This window comes from Pseudomonas capsici (genome assembly GCF_017165765.1).
Taxonomy (GTDB): Bacteria; Pseudomonadota; Gammaproteobacteria; order Pseudomonadales; family Pseudomonadaceae; genus Aquipseudomonas; species Aquipseudomonas capsici.
In genome coordinates this window covers 1-15951 of the sequence record NZ_JAFGZD010000001.1, presented here as the reverse complement: position 1 = coordinate 15951, position 15951 = coordinate 1, and the positions used below count along the sequence as shown (strand labels likewise).

Below are 15951 nucleotides of genomic sequence, written 5' to 3'. Positions count from 1 at the left end.
TCATGTCGAGGCCTAATAAAACCATTGCCTGCTTGTACCCCTTTCTCCTTTCGCATTTGCGATTCACTGCCCTTTGATAAAACCACTTCGCCTTAGGGAGACGACGGCATGGGCATCAAAGGTTTCGCTCGCAGCATTGCGCTGCTGGGCCTGTTCAGCAGCTTTACCGCCTTCGCAGGCAAATCCGACGACACCCTGGTTTACGCATCCGACAGTGAACCTGAAAACATCAGCCCTTATCACAACGACTTGCGCGAAGGCGTCATCCTCGGTCGCCTGATCTGGGACAACCTCGTCTATCGCAATCCTGACAACGGCCAGCTTGAACCCATGCTGGCCACCAGCTGGAAACAGGTCGACGACAGCACCATCGATTTCGAATTGCGCCAGGGCGTGAAATTCCACAACGGCGATGCCTTCACGGCAGACGATGTGGTGTTCACCCTCAACTACGTGGTGTCGCCAGACGCCAAGGTTGTCACCGTACAGAACGTCGACTGGATCAAGAGCGCAGAAAAGCTGGGGGATTACAGCGTCCGCCTGCACCTGAAAAAGCCCTTCCCGGCCGCCCTCGAATATCTGTCCAACGCTGTACCGATGTTCCCGAAAAACTATTTCGAGAAAGTCGGCCTGGCTGAGTTCAGCCGCAAACCGGTGGGCACCGGTCCCTACAAGGTGGCGTCCATCACGAGCGGCGTCGGCGTGAACATGGACAAGAACCCGGACTACTTCCAGGGCAGCCCACAAGGCCAGCCGAAGATCGGTCATATCCAGTTCAAGGTGATTGCCGACTCTGAAACACGCCTTGCCGAGCTGATGACCGGTGGCGTTGACTGGGTCTGGCGTGTGGCACCCGATCAGGCGCAAAGCCTCAAGGGCATGCAGAGTCTGGTGGTCACCAGCGGCGGGACCATGCGGATCGGCTTTCTGATCCTCGATGCCCGTGGCACCTCCAGCGCCGACTCGCCCATGAAGCACCTTAAGGTGCGTCAGGCCATCAACCACGCGATCAACCGTGAGGGTCTGGCTTCACAACTGGTCGGTGGCGAAAGCAAACCGCTGCAGGTGGCCTGCTACCCCGGCCAGTTCGGTTGCGACACCACGGCTGCGACTGTCTACAACTATGACCCGGCCAAGGCCAGGGCACTGCTTGCCGAGGCGGGCTATCCCAATGGTTTCGAGACGGAAATCTTCGCCTACCGCGACCGCGACTATGTAGAAGCCATTATCGGCAACCTGCGCGCCGTAGGGATCAACGCCAAGCTTCGCTACCTGAAATACGCGGCACTGCGTGACCAGCAGCGCGGCGGTAAGGTGCCGATGTCGTTCCAGGCCTGGGGCTCGTTCTCGATCCTCGACACCTCGGCTTCGGCGGGCACCTGGTTCAAGGGCAACCCGGACGACAACATCAAGGACCCGCAAGTCCAGGGCTGGCTGCAAACCGCAGACAACGCGCTGGACCCTCAGGTGCGCAAGGATAACTACCGCCTGGCCTTGCAGCGCATCAGCGAACAGGCCTACTGGGCACCGCTGTTCAACTACTCGATGAACTATGCGTACGTCTCGGACCTGAACTTCAAGCCGTACCCGGACGAGCTGCCCCGCTTCGTCCTGTCGAGCTGGAAGTAAGCGCCCCCTGAAATCAACCGGTGAGTGCGGCACGACTGCGCACTCATGTTCCTCCCATGGATACAGGGTCACTTGCCATGTCCGGATTCCTTTTGCGTCGTCTTGGTATCGCCCTGTGTGTAGCGATTACCGTGTCGATCATCAGCTTCTCTCTCTTGCACCTTTCCGGTGACCTGGCCACCGCCATTGGCGGACCGGAAGCCACCAGCGAACAGATCGAGCAGATCCGCGTGCAGTACGGCCTCGACAAGCCGTTGGTGACGCAATATTTCAACTGGCTGAGCGACCTGCTGCGCCTGGACCTGGGTGATTCGTTCTTCTTTCAGGAGTCGGTCTACAACCTGATTGCCTCGCGCCTGTCCATCACCTTGGGCCTGGGTGCCATGGCGTTGGGCATCGCCCTGTTGATCGCCATTCCGCTGGGCGTGCTGGCCGCCGTCAAGCGCGACACCTGGATCGATCGTCTGGCCCTGAGCATCGCTGTTCTCGGTCAGGCGATGCCCAGCTTCTGGTTTGCCCTGATGCTGATCGTGGTGTTCTCGGTCACGCTGAAATGGCTGCCGGTTTCCGGCAATGCCACCTGGGCGCACTTCGTCATGCCGGCGATTGCCCTGGGCTATTACGCCACCCCGGCCATCATGCGCCTGACCCGCGCCGGGATGCTGGATGTGCTCAATTCCGATTACATCCGCACAGCTCGCGCCAAGGGCCTGCGCCCTTCGACCGTGCTGTTCAAGCATGCGCTGCGCAATGCCCTGATCCCGGTGGTGGCGCTGGCTGCCGTGGAATTCGGCTTCATGCTCGGCGGCTCGGTGGTCATCGAAACCGTGTTCTCCCTGCAAGGCATCGGTCAACTGGCCTGGGATGCCATCGCCCGTGACGACTTTCCGGTAGTGCAGGCCGTGGTGCTGCTGATTGCCGTGATCTACATCGTCCTCACTCTGCTGGCCGACGTGCTCAACGCACTGCTCGACCCACGCATTCGCGTTAAATAGGAGGCCCCATGAGCACCACAACCTCACCCGCTCTGGCCATCAACGATTACCAGCCACCGGCCAAAAGCATGCTGCGCAGCCTGCGCAACAGCCTGCGTCACCGCGGCTTTGCGATTGGCATGTTGCTGCTGGCTGTCATTCTGTTCGGTGCGCTGTTCGCGCCCTGGCTTGCGCCTTACGACCCTTACGCCCAGGACGTCATGCTGCGCATGAAGCCTCCGGTATGGATGGCCAACGGTTCATGGGACTACATTCTGGGCACCGACAAGCTGGGGCGCGATTACCTCTCCCGTCTGCTATACGGGGCGCGGATCTCACTGTTTATCGGCTTCTCGGCAGCGCTGATTTCCGGCCTGATCGGCACCGTCATGGGCCTGCTGGCAGGTTACTTCGGCGGCAAGGTCGACGCCGTGATCAGCTACCTGATCACCACGCGACTGGCCATGCCCGTGGTGATGGTCGCCCTGGCCTCGGCCTCCTTGATGGGCGGCTCGCTGAAAGTGGTGATCATTCTGCTCGGCTGCCTGCTCTGGGACCGCTTTGCCGTGGTGGTACGTGCCGCCGTGCAACAGATTCGCGACGCCGAATATGTCGCCTCTGCCCAGGCGCTGGGCTGCTCGACCTTGCGCATTCTGGCCAGTGAAATCCTGCCCAATCTGGTGGGCGCGCTGATCGTGGTCGCCACCCTGGAGATGGCCCACGCCATCCTCCTGGAGTCTGCGCTGTCGTTCCTGGGCGTGGGCGTGCAACCGCCGATTCCGTCCTGGGGCCTGATGATCGCCGAGGGCAAACCCTACATGTTCTTTTCCCCCTGGGTCATTGCCATCCCTGGCGTCGCACTGATGGTGCTGGTGCTGGGTATCAATCTGGTCGGTGACGGCCTGCGTGACCTGATCCTGCCCGATGGGCGCAACTGACAGAGGATATCCGGACATGGCTCTCTTGCATGTTGAAAACCTGCGCGTCGATATCCCTTTGGGTCAGGAAACCCTGCATGCCGTTCGCGGCCTGGATTTCCATGTCGAACGCGGCGAAATGCTGTGCATCGTCGGCGAGTCGGGATGCGGCAAGTCCCTCACTTCCCTGGCTCTCATGGACCTGCTGCCACGCAAGGCAAAACGCACGGCAACGCAGCTCAGCCTGGACGGCATCGATATGCTGACCCAGAGCGAACGCCAGATGTGCGACCTGCGCGGCAACCGTCTGGCCATGATCTTTCAGGAACCCATGACCTCGCTGAACCCGGCCTACAGCATTGGCGATCAGTTGTGCGAAGTGCTGCTGCGCCACCGCAAGGTATCGCGCAAGGACGCCATGCTGCGTGCGGGCCAGATGCTGGAAAAGGTCGGCATCAGCAATGCGGGCGAACGCCTGCGCCAATACCCGCATCAATTGTCGGGCGGCCTGCGCCAGCGGGTCATCATCGCCATGGCCTTGATGTGCGAACCCGATGTGATTATCGCCGACGAGCCGACCACGGCGCTGGACGTGACCATTCAGGCGCAGATCCTGCGGCTGATTCGCGACATCCAGAAGGAGTTCGGCATGGCCGTGATCTTCATCACTCATGACCTGGGACTGGTCGCACGCATCGCAGACCGGGTGGCGGTGATGTACGCCGGGCAAATCGTCGAAACAGCCCCCGCCGTGCAGTTGTTCGAGAACCCGCAGCACCCTTACACACGCGGCCTGCTGGCCAGTATTCCGATTCCGGGGCACACCCAACCGGGTCAGCCGCTGGGGTCGATTCCCGGTCTGGTGCCGAGCCTGGTGGGCGAACAGCAGGGCTGCGCATTCCGCAACCGCTGTTCGCAGGCGGTTGCAGCCTGCGCCAGCCATGTACCGGCAGTGGAAAGCGACGAGCACATGGCCCGTTGCCTGTTTGCCACGCCCGGAACTACAGCCGTCTTCCACCGGGAAGGAGCACTGTCATGAAAAAAGATATCGCTCTGGAACTCTGTGATATCCGTCGCGAGTTCAAGATCAATCGGGGCTTCTTCAAACCGACCGCCACCCTGAAAGCCGTGGATGGCGTATCCCTGCGCCTGATGCGCGGCGAAACCCTGGGGCTGGTGGGTGAATCCGGCTGTGGCAAGAGCACCCTGGCAAAGATGCTGCTGGGCCTGCTGCCGCCCAGCAGCGGTGATGTGCTGGTCAACGGTAAACACCTGGCCGCCACCGACCGCAAGGAAATGGCGCGACGCATCCAGCCGATCTTCCAGGATCCCTACTCTTCGCTGAACCCGCGCAAGACCCTGCGCGAAATCGTCACCCTGCCGATGATCGTGCACGACATCGGCACCACCGCCGAACGCCGCAAGCGTACCGAAGACATGCTGGATGTGGTCGGCCTGCCAAAACGCGTGATCGACAGCTACCCCAGCCAGCTTTCCGGGGGCCAGCGGCAGCGGGTCGCCATCGCCCGGGCGCTGATCATGCGCCCGGATGTGTTGATCTGTGACGAGCCCACTTCCGCGCTGGACGTTTCGGTGCAGGCGCAGATTCTCAATCTGCTGCAGGACCTCAAGCACGAGTTCGGCCTCACTTATCTGCTGATCAGCCACAACCTGGCAGTGATCGAACATCTGGCCGACCGGGTTGCGGTGATGTATCTGGGCCGTATCGTCGAAGAACGCAGCCGTGAATCGCTGTTTTCCGAGCCGGGCCACCCTTATACCCAGGCACTGCTGGACTCGGTGCTGACACCTGACCCGCATCTGGGCATTCCCGATCTGGGCCTGCACGGCAACTTTCCCAATCCGATGTCGCCCCCGACCGGCTGCGCATTTCACCCGCGCTGCCCCAGCTGTGGCGACACCTGCAAGCAACACTACCCGGCCAATGCTTCCGTCAAGGGCGGAACCGTGCGCTGCCATCTTCGCGACACCCCTCAAAAACTGGAGCTCGTTGCCTCATGAGTAGTCGCTCGAATGCTATCGAAAATGTCTGCGAACAATTCGACAACGGCGCTTTCTTCGCCCTGCTGCAAAGCAGCGTCGCCTACCCGACGCAAAGCCAGGAAGCCGCCAGCCTGCCGGAGCTTTATCGCTACCTCAAAGAGTTCATCACTCCGCATGTGGAGCGCCTGGGTTTCAGCGTGCAGATCCATGAAAACCCGGTGGCCGGACGCGGCCCGCTGATGATTGCCACCCGTATCGAAGATCCGCAACTGCCAACCCTGCTCAGCTATGGCCACGGCGATGTGGTGCGCGGCTACGACGCTCAATGGTACGAAGGCCTGTCGCCCTGGAATGTCGTCGAACGGGGCGAACGCTGGTACGGTCGCGGCACGGCGGACAACAAGGGTCAGCACCTGATCAACCTGACGGCACTGGAGCAGACCCTAAAGGCCCGCGACGGCAAGCTGGGTTTCAACGTGAAACTGTTGCTGGAAATGGGCGAAGAAGACGGCTCCCCCGGCCTGCGTGCCTTTTGCGAAGAGCACAGCGAAGCGCTGGCGGCCGATATCTTCATTGCTTCCGACGGCCCTCGTCTGGCGGCATCACGCCCGACGCTGTTTCTCGGCTCACGGGGCGTCTTCAATTTCGAGCTGAATGTGGACCTGCGCGAAGGCGCGCATCACTCCGGCAACTGGGGCGGACTGCTGGCCAACCCTGGCATCATCCTGGCCAATGCCATCGCCAGCATGGTGGATGAAAAAGGTCGTGTGAAAGTCGCCGGTCTCATGCCCGGGGCCATTCCTGAAAAAGTACGCGAAGCACTGAGCGATATCGAAGTCGGCGGCGGCCCTGGCGACCCGGATATCGACCCACACTGGGGCGAACCCGGTCTGAGCCTGAGCGAAAAGGTGTTCGGCTGGAATACCCTGGACGTCCTGGCGTTCAAGACCGGCAACCCGGACGCCCCGGTCCACGCCATCCCCGGCAAGGCCTTTGCCCATTGTCATATGCGCTTTGTGGTGGACAGCGACTACAACACATTCATACCGGCCGTACGTGCTCATCTGGATGCCCATGGCTTCAGCAATGTCGAGGTGAAACAAGGCCGGATCGACGTCATGAACGCCACGCGCCTGTCGCCTGACAGCCCCTGGGTGGAATGGGCGCTCGCTTCGCTGACCACCACCACGGGCAAGAAACCCGCACTGCTGCCCAACCTCGGCGGCTCGCTGCCCAATGATGTTTTTGCAGAAGTGCTTGGCCTGCCCACGGTCTGGGTGCCACATTCGTACCCGGCGTGTTCGCAGCATGCTCCCAACGAACACCTGCTGGCACCGGTGGTCAAGGAAAGCCTGCAAATCATGACCGGTCTGTTCTGGGACCTGGGCAATGATGCTGCACGCCTGGCCCGGGAACACAAGGCAATGGAGAACGCTCAGTGAATGAACTGCAAAAGCAGACCAGCCAATGGCTGGCCGGGCAATACGAAGCCATGGAGTCGCTGCTGCAACGGTTGGTCGATACCGACTCCAACAGCTACGACAAGGCAGGCGTCGACGCGGTGGGTGAATTGCTCGCCGCCGAACTGCAGGCCGACGGTATAAACGTCGAACGTATCGCCATCGCAGACTTCGGCGATGTACTGCTGGCCGAACTGCCCGGCGGTCCGGGCAAGCCGGTCCTGCTGCTGGGGCATCGCGATACGGTTTTCCCCAAGGGTACCACCGCCACTCGCGGCTACTCCCGCGATGACAGACTGGCCTACGGCCCGGGCGTGGCAGACATGAAAGGCGGGCTGGTGCTGAACTGCTTCGCCCTCAAGGCCCTGAAACGCCTGCCGCCCCTGCCTTTTCCGGTACAGATTCTCTATACCGGCGATGAAGAGATCGGCTCGGGCAGCGCCCGTGCCCATATCGAACGTCATGCCCGTGCCGCACAGGCCGTGCTCAATCCCGAGCCAGGGCGCGCCAGCGGCAATGTGGTCAGCGCACGCAAGGGTGGCGCCACGCTGATCATCGAAGTCAGCGGGCGCGCCGCTCATTCGGGCGTCAATCATGCCGACGGTGCCAGTGCCATCCAGGCACTGGCGCACAAGATCATCAAACTGCATGCCCTGACCGACTATGCGGCAGGCATCACCACCAATGTGGGCTTGATGTCTGGCGGCACTTCCAGCAATACCGTCGCCCCTAGTGCCACGGCAAAGCTCGATGTGCGCTTTGTGGAACTCAGGCAATGGGATGAAATTCTCGCGGCCATTCAAGACATCGTCGCCGAAGAGGAACTGCCCGGCACATCGGCGCGTCTGCTGGAGGCCACCACCTTCCTACCCATGGAAGCCCGGCACAGTACCGAGCTGCTGCGTCTCTATCAGCAGCAGGCGACCGAGCTGGGTTTCAGTGTGGAAGGCGAATTCACCGGCGGCTGCGCCGACTCCGGTTTCACCGCCAGCCTGGGCATACCGACCCTGTGCGGCCTGGGCCCGGTGGGCGGCAAGGTGCATACCGATCGCGAATACCTGGAACTGGCTACGCTGGTTCCAAGAGGCCAGGCACTGGTCGCAACCATTCTGGCGCTGAATGAGTCACCCGCTCTCACCCCCCACCAGGAGTGCGCTTGCCCTGGGCGGCACTCCGACAACCGGCTGCGTCAGCAATCGTAGATTTTGCGTTTTATATTCCAAGGACTGCCCCCATGCCTGACTCCAACCTCCTCAGCAAATCCGCCACCGAACTGCGTGCCCTGATCGGCAATAAACAGCTTTCTCCTGTCGAGTTGCTGGACGCCTGTATCCAGCGCATCGAAAACCTCAACCCGAAGATCAACGCCTTTTCCGCCACCTGTTTCGAGCGGGCTCATCAGGAGGCAAAAGAGGCTGAGCAGGCGGTGATGCAAGGCAAACCGTTGGGGTTGCTGCATGGTCTGCCCATCGGCATCAAGGATCTGGAAGAAACCGCCGACGTCCTGACCACTTACGGCTCACAGCTGTTTCGCGACAACGTGCCCAGCCATGACAACCTGTTCGTGGCTCGCCTGCGCGGTGCCGGGGCGATCATGGTCGGCAAGACCAACGTCCCGGAGATGGGCGCAGGGGCCAACACCCGCAATGTGGTCTGGGGTGCCACCGGCAATCCCTTCGATCCGAACCTGAATGCCGGCGGCTCGTCGGGCGGTTCGGCTGCTGCACTGGCAGTGGACATGGTGCCGCTGTGCAGCGGCTCCGATACCGGCGGCTCGTTGCGTATTCCCGCCGCCTTGTGTGGCATTGTCGGTCTGCGGCCTTCGCCGGGGCTGGTGCCCAGCGAGCGCAAGAAACTGGGCTGGACACCTATTTCCGTGGTCGGCCCCATGGGGCGAACCGTGGCCGACACGCTGCTGCAATTGCGCGCCTCTGCTGGCCTGGGCCAGTCCGACCCGCTGAGCTATGCCGTCGACAGCGACGAGTTCGCGCCCCGCCCCATCGACCTGAGTCAACTGCGCGTCGGCTACAGCGAAGACTTCGGCAGTTGCGCCGTGGATAACGAGATACGTGCCGTATTCCGGGCAAAAATCGATGCTCTCAAGCCTCTGTTCAAGTCCTGCGAGGCCATCGACCTCAATCTGGAAAGCGCCCATCGCACGTTCGACGTCTTGCGAGCCGAAGCTTTCGTCGCCGGTCTTCAGGATGCCCATGAACGCGATCCGGACGCACTCGGCCCCAATACCCGCGCCAACTATGAAATGGGCGCGGCCATGTCGTTGCAGGATTGCGTCAAGGCCCATGGCGAACAAAGCCGTATCTTCCGCAGCTTTCAGCAACAGTTCGAACGCTACGATCTGATCCTCGCCCCCACCACGCCGGTTTCGCCTTTCCCGTGGACCGAGCTGTACCTGCGTGAAGTGAATGGCGTACCACTGGACAATTACTATCGCTGGCTGGCGCTGTGCTACACCATCACCCTGACCACCAACCCGGCGGTTTCGATTCCTTGCGGCCTCGATCACAAGGGCATGCCCTTCGGCCTGCAAGTGATCGGCGGCTTCCGGGGCGATGCAACCCTGATGGCCTGCGCCCAGGCACTTGAAGAGGCCAGCACCGGCGACCCACGCCTTGCCCGCCCAAGACCGGACCTGCAAAAGCTGATGGACTCGGCAGTGAACCTGACACATATCGTCACCCACCCACCGATTTATGGCGGATCGAGCACTCGCAAGCCGGATATCGGGGCGATGTGAAATGCATGGCCGGGCGAACAGCGCCATAATGCCCGGCCATTTATCTCAAGGAGCCTCACCCTGTGGCCGTTTCCCAAGCCATCCTGCCGATATTTCTGCTGATCGTCCTGGGGTATGTGCTGGGACGCCGCAAGGCGCTCACTCCCGACAGTACCAAGGCCCTGAGCAATCTGGCCTTCAAGCTGTTCATGCCCATGGTGCTGTTTACCGGCATGGCCAAGGCGCCACTGCACGATGGCCTGGATATCCGGATACTGGCGGCCTACTTCGTGCCTGCGCTGATGGTCTTTGCAGTGGTCAATCTGGTGAATCACCGTTTTGCCGGCAAGCCGACGCCCTTTGGCCTGACGGCGAGTTTTTCCAATAACGTATTGATCGGCATTCCGATGATTGCCAGTCTGTTCGGCAATCCCGGGCTGGTTCTGCTGTTTACCGTGATTGCCGTTCACAGCCTGTTGCTGTTCAGCTTCCAGAGTCTGTACGACAGCTTTGCGGGCAACGAGCCGTTCAATTCACGCTCCTTGATTGCAAGCCTGGCCAACCCGATGATCATCGGTCTGTTGCTGGGCGTGGCGCTGAACCTGTCCGGCCTGGCATTACCGGACTGGGCCGATCACCTCACCACCTGGCTGGCCCAGGCTGCCCTGCCCTGCGCCCTGATCGTCCTGGGTGCCAATCTTTCCAGCTACCGACTGACTCCCAGCGCCGAAGCAATGGGCATCACCTTCGCCAAACTGGCGCTGATGCCGCTGCTGGTGTTGCTGGCCTGTATCGTTCTGGGTATCGAAGGCCTGCCGCGAGCCGTGCTGGTGCTGATGGCGGCCGGACCGTCGGGGGTCAATGTGCTGGGCTTTGCGCGGAGCCTGCCGGATGTGCAGAAAACCAGTTCGGCGATCTGCATGACCACCATTCTGTCGGCGGGGACATTGCCGCTGTGGATGTGGATCGGGACGCGGTTATAGGAGCGAATTCATTCGCGAATGAATTCGCCCCTAAAAAGGCAGAGCTCAGACAGCCACTGCTTCTACCTTGCGATGCTTCTCGTACAGGAAGCTCAGCACCGCATGGCGATACTGGTTGTACAGCGGATCATCGGCCATGGCAATGCGGTTGCGTGGACGCGGCAGTTCGATCTTGAGGATTTCGCCGATGGTCGCCGACGGGCCGTTGGTCATCATCACGATACGGTCGGAAAGCAGCACCGCTTCGTCAACATCATGGGTGATCATCAGCACTGTGTTCTGCAACTCGCTCTGGATACGCATCACCTCGTCCTGCAAGTGCGCACGGGTCAGGGCATCCAGTGCGCCAAAGGGTTCGTCCAGCAGCAGGACCTTGGGCTGCATGGCCAGCGCACGGGCGATGCCGACACGCTGTTTCATGCCGCCGGACACTTCACTCGGGCGCTTGTGCAGGGCATGGCTCATGCTGACCATATCCAGGTTGTACAACACCCACTCATGGCGCTCGGCCTTGCTCTTGCTGTGCTTGAACACCTTGTCGACCGCCAGCGCCACGTTCTCGTAGACCGTCAGCCAGGGCAACAGTGAATGGTTCTGGAACACCAGACTGCGATCAGGGCCCGGTGCGCGAACCTCCTTGCCATCGAGGATCACCGCACCGCTGGTGGACTCGGTCAGCCCGGCCACAATATTCAAGACCGTCGATTTGCCGCAGCCCGAGTGACCAATGATCGAGATGTACTCGCCACGCGCCACTTCCAGGTTGACGCCAGTCAGAACCTGGCTGGAAACGCCGTCACGCTCGAAGGTCTTGCTGACTTTTTCGATGCTCAGGTACTTGTCTTGCGCATTCATGTGCTTGCTCCTTAACCGGCCGATGTGCCGCGAGTGACCAGATGACCGATCAGGGCCACCAACCGGTCGAGTAGAAACCCGACGACACCGACATAGATCAGCGCCAGGATGATGTCGCTGATGCGCGAGGCGTTCCACGCATCCCAGATAAAGAAGCCGATACCTACGCCGCCGATCAGCATCTCGGCGGCAATGATCGCCAGCCAGGAAAGACCGACGCCGATACGCAGCCCGGAGAAGATGTACGGCGCAGCGGCAGGCAGCATGATCTTGCAGAAGTACTCCACGCCATTGAGACGCAGGACCTTGGCCACGTTGCGGTAATCATCGGGAATGTTGCGTACACCCACCGAGGTATTGATGATGATCGGCCAGATTGCAGTGATGAAAATCACGAAAATCGCCGATGGATGGCTGTCCTTGAAGCCGGCCAGCGACAGCGGCAGCCAGGCCAGTGGCGGCACGGTGCGCAGGATCTGGAACAGCGGGTCCAGTGCCCGCATGGCCCAGGCCGACTGACCGATCAGGACACCAAGGCTGATCCCGGCGACCACTGCCAGTGTGTAGCCGTAAGCGACACGTTGCAGGCTGGCGAGCAGTTGCCAGGCCATGCCCTTGTCATTGCCGCCGTTGTCATAGAACGGATGGATGATCAGTTCCCAGGTTTCATGGATGACTTGAGTCGGCGGAGGCAAGGCCGCGCCCTTGCCGCTGCAGAGCATTTGCCACAGCAATAGAAACAGAGCGCCCACCACCAGCGGTGGCAATACACCCTGCACCATGAACTGACGCAGGTTCTTGATTCTGGCAGGCCAGCGGCTGGCGGGCTTGCCGGTGACGGTCACGGGCTCCCCCGCGGCCTTGAAGCTTTTACTTTCAGCGTTCATCGATTTCTCCCAAGCGAGTGGCCACTATCAGGACAGAGCCTTGATGGTCTGGCTGTCCAGGTAGGCCTGCGGGTTTTGTGGATCAAAGGTCTTGCCATCGAAGAACTTCTCGATGCCACGCGAGGTGGAGGCCGGAATCTGTGCCGCCGGTACGTTCAGTTCGGCCGCTGCCTTGCGCCAGATGTCTTCGCGGTTGACCTTGTCCACCAGCGCCTGGCTGTCGAAGCCCTGCGGCAGGTAGCCCCAGCGTTTGTTTTCGGTGAGGAACCACAGGTCATGGCTCTTGAACGGGTAAGATGCGAACTCGTTCCAGTAGCGCATCATGAACTGACTGTTTTCCACGACCTTGCCGGTGCCGTAGTCGAAGTTGCCTTTCATGCGCTGCACGATGTCGTCATAAGGAGCGTTGATCCAGCGGCGCTTGGCGCAGATCTGCGCAACCTCTTCCTTGTTTTCCGGCTGGTCGCAGAACATCTGCGCTTCCATCACCGCCTTGAGCAAGGCCTTGGCCGAATTGGGGTTGGCGTCTACATAGTCGGCACGCAACGCCAGGGCTTTTTCCGGATGGTTATTCCAGATTTCGCTGGTGGTGTTGGCGGTGTAGCCGATCTTCTGATTGACCAGTTGCCCGTTCCACGGCTCGCCCACACAGAAGCTGTCCATGCTGCCGACCTTCATGTTGGCCACCATTTGTGGAGGCGGCACGACGATCGTCGACAGGTCCTTGTTCGGGTCGATGCCACCCGCTGCCAGCCAGTAGCGCATCCACAGGTCATGGGTGCCGCCGGGGAAAGTCATCGCGGCATTGATGCTCTTGCCTGCTGCTTTCTTGGCATCCAGTGCAGCCTTGAAAGGTGCCGAGTCGAGGCCCAGCTTCAGGTCGGCGTATTCCTTGCCCACGGAAATGCACTGACCACCCACGTTCAGACGCGCCAGGATGTACATCGGGACAGGCCGGTTATTGGGCGTGATCTTGCCTGCGGCGATCAGGTAAGGCATGGGCGTCAGGATGTGCGCACCATCGATGCCATTGCTGGCCGAGCCCAGTACCAGGTTGTCGCGGGTGGTGCCCCAGGACGACTGTTTCAGCACTTCGACACCGGTCATGCCGTACTTGGCGAACAGACCTTTCTCGTCGGCCACGAACAGCGGCGCGGCGTCGGTCAGGGCGATGAACCCCAGCTTGGCACTGGTGGTTTCCAGGCCATCGGTGCCGGCAGCCCAGACCACGGACTGCAAGCCCGGCGGCAGAATGCTCAATGCCGCACCACCGCCCAGCAAGCCCAGCGACTGTTTGAGGAAAGACCGCCGAGGCGCATTTTCCGGGCTGTCTTGCTCGTGGCTATCTGGCTTCTCGTCCATATCATTCCCCCAAAAACACGCATAAAAAAACGGCGTACACACGCTCCAGGCCTTTGCCGATGAACGTGTGGACGCCGTTGTCCGGAATTCGCTTATGTGCCGCGGCCTTCGTCTTGAAGCACCCGGCCTGCACAACCTGCAAAGCAGTTTGCATGCCAGCTTTGCAGCGACCGCGGATCGCGTGGGTTGCAGCCAGGATGATGGGCCTGGAACGCTGCAGGTCCCGGAATCGTTTCGCACATTACTGGGGCGCGACCTGCGCCGCTTGCCCGGCGCAAGTGCACAAGGGTCAGTGGCGTTTGCGTGGCGCAGGACGCGCTGCGGCGAAGGCCAGCAGAGTCTGGGAGACGTCGACCATACGCTGGCCGCGCTCCATCGCCGACTGGCGCAGACGCTCATAGGCCTGGCCTTCGCTCAACTGATGTTCATCCATCAACAGACGCTTGGCCCGCTCGATCAGCTTGCGTTCGTTGAGGGCCTGGCGTGCTTCTTCGAGTTCATCGTTGGCGCTCAGCAGGCGCTGGGTCTGGGACTGCAACAGATCCAGAACCGAACGCCCCAGATGCGGCCCCAGGCCATCGGCTGGCGGGCTGTCCAGATCGATGGCCTGAACACTGAACAGACGCGCCTGATCGACACTGCCTTCGGCTTCCAGGCTCACCAGACGGGTAAGCAATTGTCGATGGTTGTCCAGATCGGCACGGGCCTGCTTGATGCTCTCCTGACACTTGACCAGCAGCCCGTCGGCCAGATAGATCTCGATATCGCGCATGGCATCGATGCGCAGAGTGTTGAGGTCGAACCAGACCTCGGAAAGCATCGAATCGACTTTCTCGTCTTCCGAGGTTTTCAACGCAACGCCTCGCAAACGCCCCAGTTGCGCCACGCAATCGCTGCTTTCCTGATTGCGCCACAGGCGTCGTGCATCGTCGTCGGCAAACTGGATGAAGGTCTGGAAGCAACGCTCCTGGCTCTGCACCAGATGCTCCAGCCGGTCATGGGCTGACGCATCGAAATAGCCCGCCAGAAACCCTCCCACACCACAGGCGCGCTCTTGTCCGGCCAGCTCCTTGCCCTGCATGAAATTGAACATTGCCACCAGCACACGGGTGACCACCGGATCGATAGCCGTGTCGGCAGCCTCGAACACCACCGCCAGCAAGCCACCGATCAGACGGCTCAACACCATGGTGGCGTCCTGAGGGGTCAGCCGCTGCTCGCGAATACGCCGTCGCAAGCCGGGCAACTCATCCAGGCCATGCATGACATAGGCAATACGGTTGAACAGCCGGGCGCGGTCGGAGGCGCTGGCTGCGTCCAGATCGATACGCTCGAAACAGTCCAGTACACGGGCTTCGATGGCCTTGGCTTCGGCGGTCAGCACATCGAGCTGAGTCAGGTGATGGGCCTTGCCGCTGCCCAGATACATATTGGAATAACCACGCTCACGTTGCAGGGCATGCACCAGTTGGCCGACCTGCGTCACCATCTGGCAAGTGGAGGCCAATCCTTCCAGGCCTTCCAGTTCGCTGCGGCGCGCAGCCAACATGAAACGCAATGCTGCGGGCATGTTTTTATCAGTCATGGAATAGCTTCACGGTTGGAGTCGGGGGACTCCATGCAAAAGCAGGTCCATGCCGGATTCATCCGGGAAGAAGGCAGACACTACTGCGGGAGGCGGCTTGCCGGCGACGGGGCCATGAAATCAAGGCATTCTTATCGGCTTGTCTGTAGATGTCGCCAGCAAGCTGCCTCCCACAAGTTTGAACTGCCCCCCAAAAGTTGGACGATTTTAGCCAGCAGCCTGAGCCCTGTAGTCGACAGGGCTCAGGCCATTGAGCCTTAGCTTGATTCGCTCATGATTGTAGTAGTGGATGTATTCATCCAGACCCGCCTTCAATTCGTCAACGCTCTCAAATCGCCTCAGGTAGAAAAACTCGGACTTGAGCGTGCCGAAAAAGCTCTCCATCGCCGCATTGTCCAGGCAATTGCCTTTGCGCGACATGCTCTGTTTGACCCCGCGCTGCTTGAGTGTGGCGCGATATTGGGTCTGCTGATAATGCCACCCCTGGACGCCCTTCTAAGTGTCAAGTGGACACTGCGCTTTGGTTGATGATGCTATTTCGCCTCTGGATGATGCCGTAGA

General features: G+C 60.7%; 13 protein-coding genes and 1 pseudogene. 9 read left to right on the top strand and 5 right to left on the bottom strand.

From position 1 onward, the window contains the following. The first annotated feature begins 108 nt into the window (after positions 1-108). The 9 genes from JSY17_RS00070 (at position 109) to JSY17_RS00030 (ending at position 10701) form a co-directional block, all read left to right on the top strand. On the top strand, positions 109-1629 hold the full coding sequence (locus JSY17_RS00070; RefSeq protein WP_206400961.1) for an ABC transporter substrate-binding protein: 1521 nt from the start codon (positions 109-111) through the stop codon (positions 1627-1629). A 77-nt stretch (positions 1630-1706) separates the two neighbouring features. Continuing rightward, positions 1707-2624 carry an ABC transporter permease gene (locus JSY17_RS00065; protein ID WP_117183462.1) on the top strand — a complete coding sequence of 306 codons (918 nt, stop codon included), beginning with the start codon at positions 1707-1709 and terminating at the stop codon, positions 2622-2624. Positions 2625-2632: 8 nt separating this feature from the next. Further along, positions 2633-3541 (top strand): ABC transporter permease, encoded by a 909-nt coding sequence (locus JSY17_RS00060; RefSeq protein ID WP_117164978.1) that lies wholly within the window; start codon positions 2633-2635, stop codon positions 3539-3541. Between the two features lie 16 nt (positions 3542-3557). After that, positions 3558-4559, top strand: coding sequence for an ABC transporter ATP-binding protein (locus JSY17_RS00055; RefSeq protein ID WP_206400960.1), 1002 nt, complete (start codon positions 3558-3560; stop codon positions 4557-4559). Then, positions 4556-5542: an ABC transporter ATP-binding protein gene (locus JSY17_RS00050; protein ID WP_117183464.1), complete on the top strand. Its 987-nt coding sequence runs from the start codon at positions 4556-4558 to the stop codon at positions 5540-5542. The genes JSY17_RS00055 and JSY17_RS00050 overlap by 4 nt, the downstream gene beginning before the upstream one ends. After that, the gene (locus tag JSY17_RS00045; RefSeq protein WP_206400959.1) at positions 5539-6966 is read left to right on the top strand and encodes a M20 family metallopeptidase; all 1428 of its coding nucleotides are present in this window, start codon (positions 5539-5541) and stop codon (positions 6964-6966) included. The genes JSY17_RS00050 and JSY17_RS00045 overlap by 4 nt, the downstream gene beginning before the upstream one ends. Before the next feature lie 50 nt (positions 6967-7016). After that, positions 7017-8186, top strand: a complete 1170-nt coding sequence (locus JSY17_RS00040) for a M20 family metallopeptidase (RefSeq protein ID WP_232849230.1) — start codon at positions 7017-7019, stop codon at positions 8184-8186. Between the two features lie 32 nt (positions 8187-8218). Then, a complete protein-coding gene (locus JSY17_RS00035; protein WP_206400956.1) occupies positions 8219-9739 on the top strand; it encodes an amidase in 1521 nt (506 codons plus the stop codon). Between the two features lie 62 nt (positions 9740-9801). Next, positions 9802-10701, top strand: coding sequence for an AEC family transporter (locus JSY17_RS00030; protein WP_200998116.1), 900 nt, complete (start codon positions 9802-9804; stop codon positions 10699-10701). Positions 10702-10746: 45 nt separating this feature from the next. Here JSY17_RS00030 and JSY17_RS00025 read toward each other — a convergent pair whose 3' ends face one another. The 5 genes and pseudogenes from JSY17_RS00025 to JSY17_RS00005 all read right to left on the bottom strand — a co-directional run. Further along, complete coding sequence (locus JSY17_RS00025; RefSeq protein WP_117164985.1) at positions 10747-11556, bottom strand: ABC transporter ATP-binding protein; 810 nt, start codon at positions 11554-11556, stop codon at positions 10747-10749. 11 nt (positions 11557-11567) lie between these two features. Beyond that, on the bottom strand, positions 11568-12443 hold the full coding sequence (gene ntrB, locus JSY17_RS00020; RefSeq protein ID WP_117164986.1) for a nitrate ABC transporter permease: 876 nt from the start codon (positions 12441-12443) through the stop codon (positions 11568-11570). Positions 12444-12470: 27 nt separating this feature from the next. Beyond that, a complete protein-coding gene (locus JSY17_RS00015) occupies positions 12471-13805 on the bottom strand; it encodes a CmpA/NrtA family ABC transporter substrate-binding protein (RefSeq protein WP_117164987.1) in 1335 nt (444 codons plus the stop codon). 289 nt (positions 13806-14094) lie between these two features. Then, positions 14095-15390, bottom strand: a complete 1296-nt coding sequence (locus JSY17_RS00010; RefSeq protein WP_122370888.1) for a nitrate regulatory protein — start codon at positions 15388-15390, stop codon at positions 14095-14097. 207 nt (positions 15391-15597) lie between these two features. Continuing rightward, a pseudogene (locus JSY17_RS00005) lies at positions 15598-15876 on the bottom strand (IS3 family transposase); the annotation flags it as partial. Positions 15877-15951: the final 75 nt, after the last annotated feature.

What these genes read in the sequence shown, in the direction of transcription:
- JSY17_RS00040 (WP_232849230.1), top strand. Translation starts at nt 7,017, where the DNA reads ATGGAGTCGCTGCTGCAACGGTTGGTCGATACCGACTCCAACAGCTAC.
- JSY17_RS00060 (WP_117164978.1), top strand. Translation starts at nt 2,633, where the DNA reads ATGAGCACCACAACCTCACCCGCTCTGGCCATCAACGATTACCAGCCA.
- JSY17_RS00045 (WP_206400959.1), top strand. Translation starts at nt 5,539, where the DNA reads ATGAGTAGTCGCTCGAATGCTATCGAAAATGTCTGCGAACAATTCGAC.
- JSY17_RS00010 (WP_122370888.1), bottom strand. Translation starts at nt 15,390, where the DNA reads ATGACTGATAAAAACATGCCCGCAGCATTGCGTTTCATGTTGGCTGCG.
- JSY17_RS00065 (WP_117183462.1), top strand. Translation starts at nt 1,707, where the DNA reads ATGTCCGGATTCCTTTTGCGTCGTCTTGGTATCGCCCTGTGTGTAGCG.
- JSY17_RS00050 (WP_117183464.1), top strand. Translation starts at nt 4,556, where the DNA reads ATGAAAAAAGATATCGCTCTGGAACTCTGTGATATCCGTCGCGAGTTC.
- JSY17_RS00015 (WP_117164987.1), bottom strand. Translation starts at nt 13,805, where the DNA reads ATGGACGAGAAGCCAGATAGCCACGAGCAAGACAGCCCGGAAAATGCG.
- JSY17_RS00070 (WP_206400961.1), top strand. Translation starts at nt 109, where the DNA reads ATGGGCATCAAAGGTTTCGCTCGCAGCATTGCGCTGCTGGGCCTGTTC.
- JSY17_RS00055 (WP_206400960.1), top strand. Translation starts at nt 3,558, where the DNA reads ATGGCTCTCTTGCATGTTGAAAACCTGCGCGTCGATATCCCTTTGGGT.
- JSY17_RS00035 (WP_206400956.1), top strand. Translation starts at nt 8,219, where the DNA reads ATGCCTGACTCCAACCTCCTCAGCAAATCCGCCACCGAACTGCGTGCC.
- ntrB (WP_117164986.1), bottom strand. Translation starts at nt 12,443, where the DNA reads ATGAACGCTGAAAGTAAAAGCTTCAAGGCCGCGGGGGAGCCCGTGACC.
- JSY17_RS00025 (WP_117164985.1), bottom strand. Translation starts at nt 11,556, where the DNA reads ATGAATGCGCAAGACAAGTACCTGAGCATCGAAAAAGTCAGCAAGACC.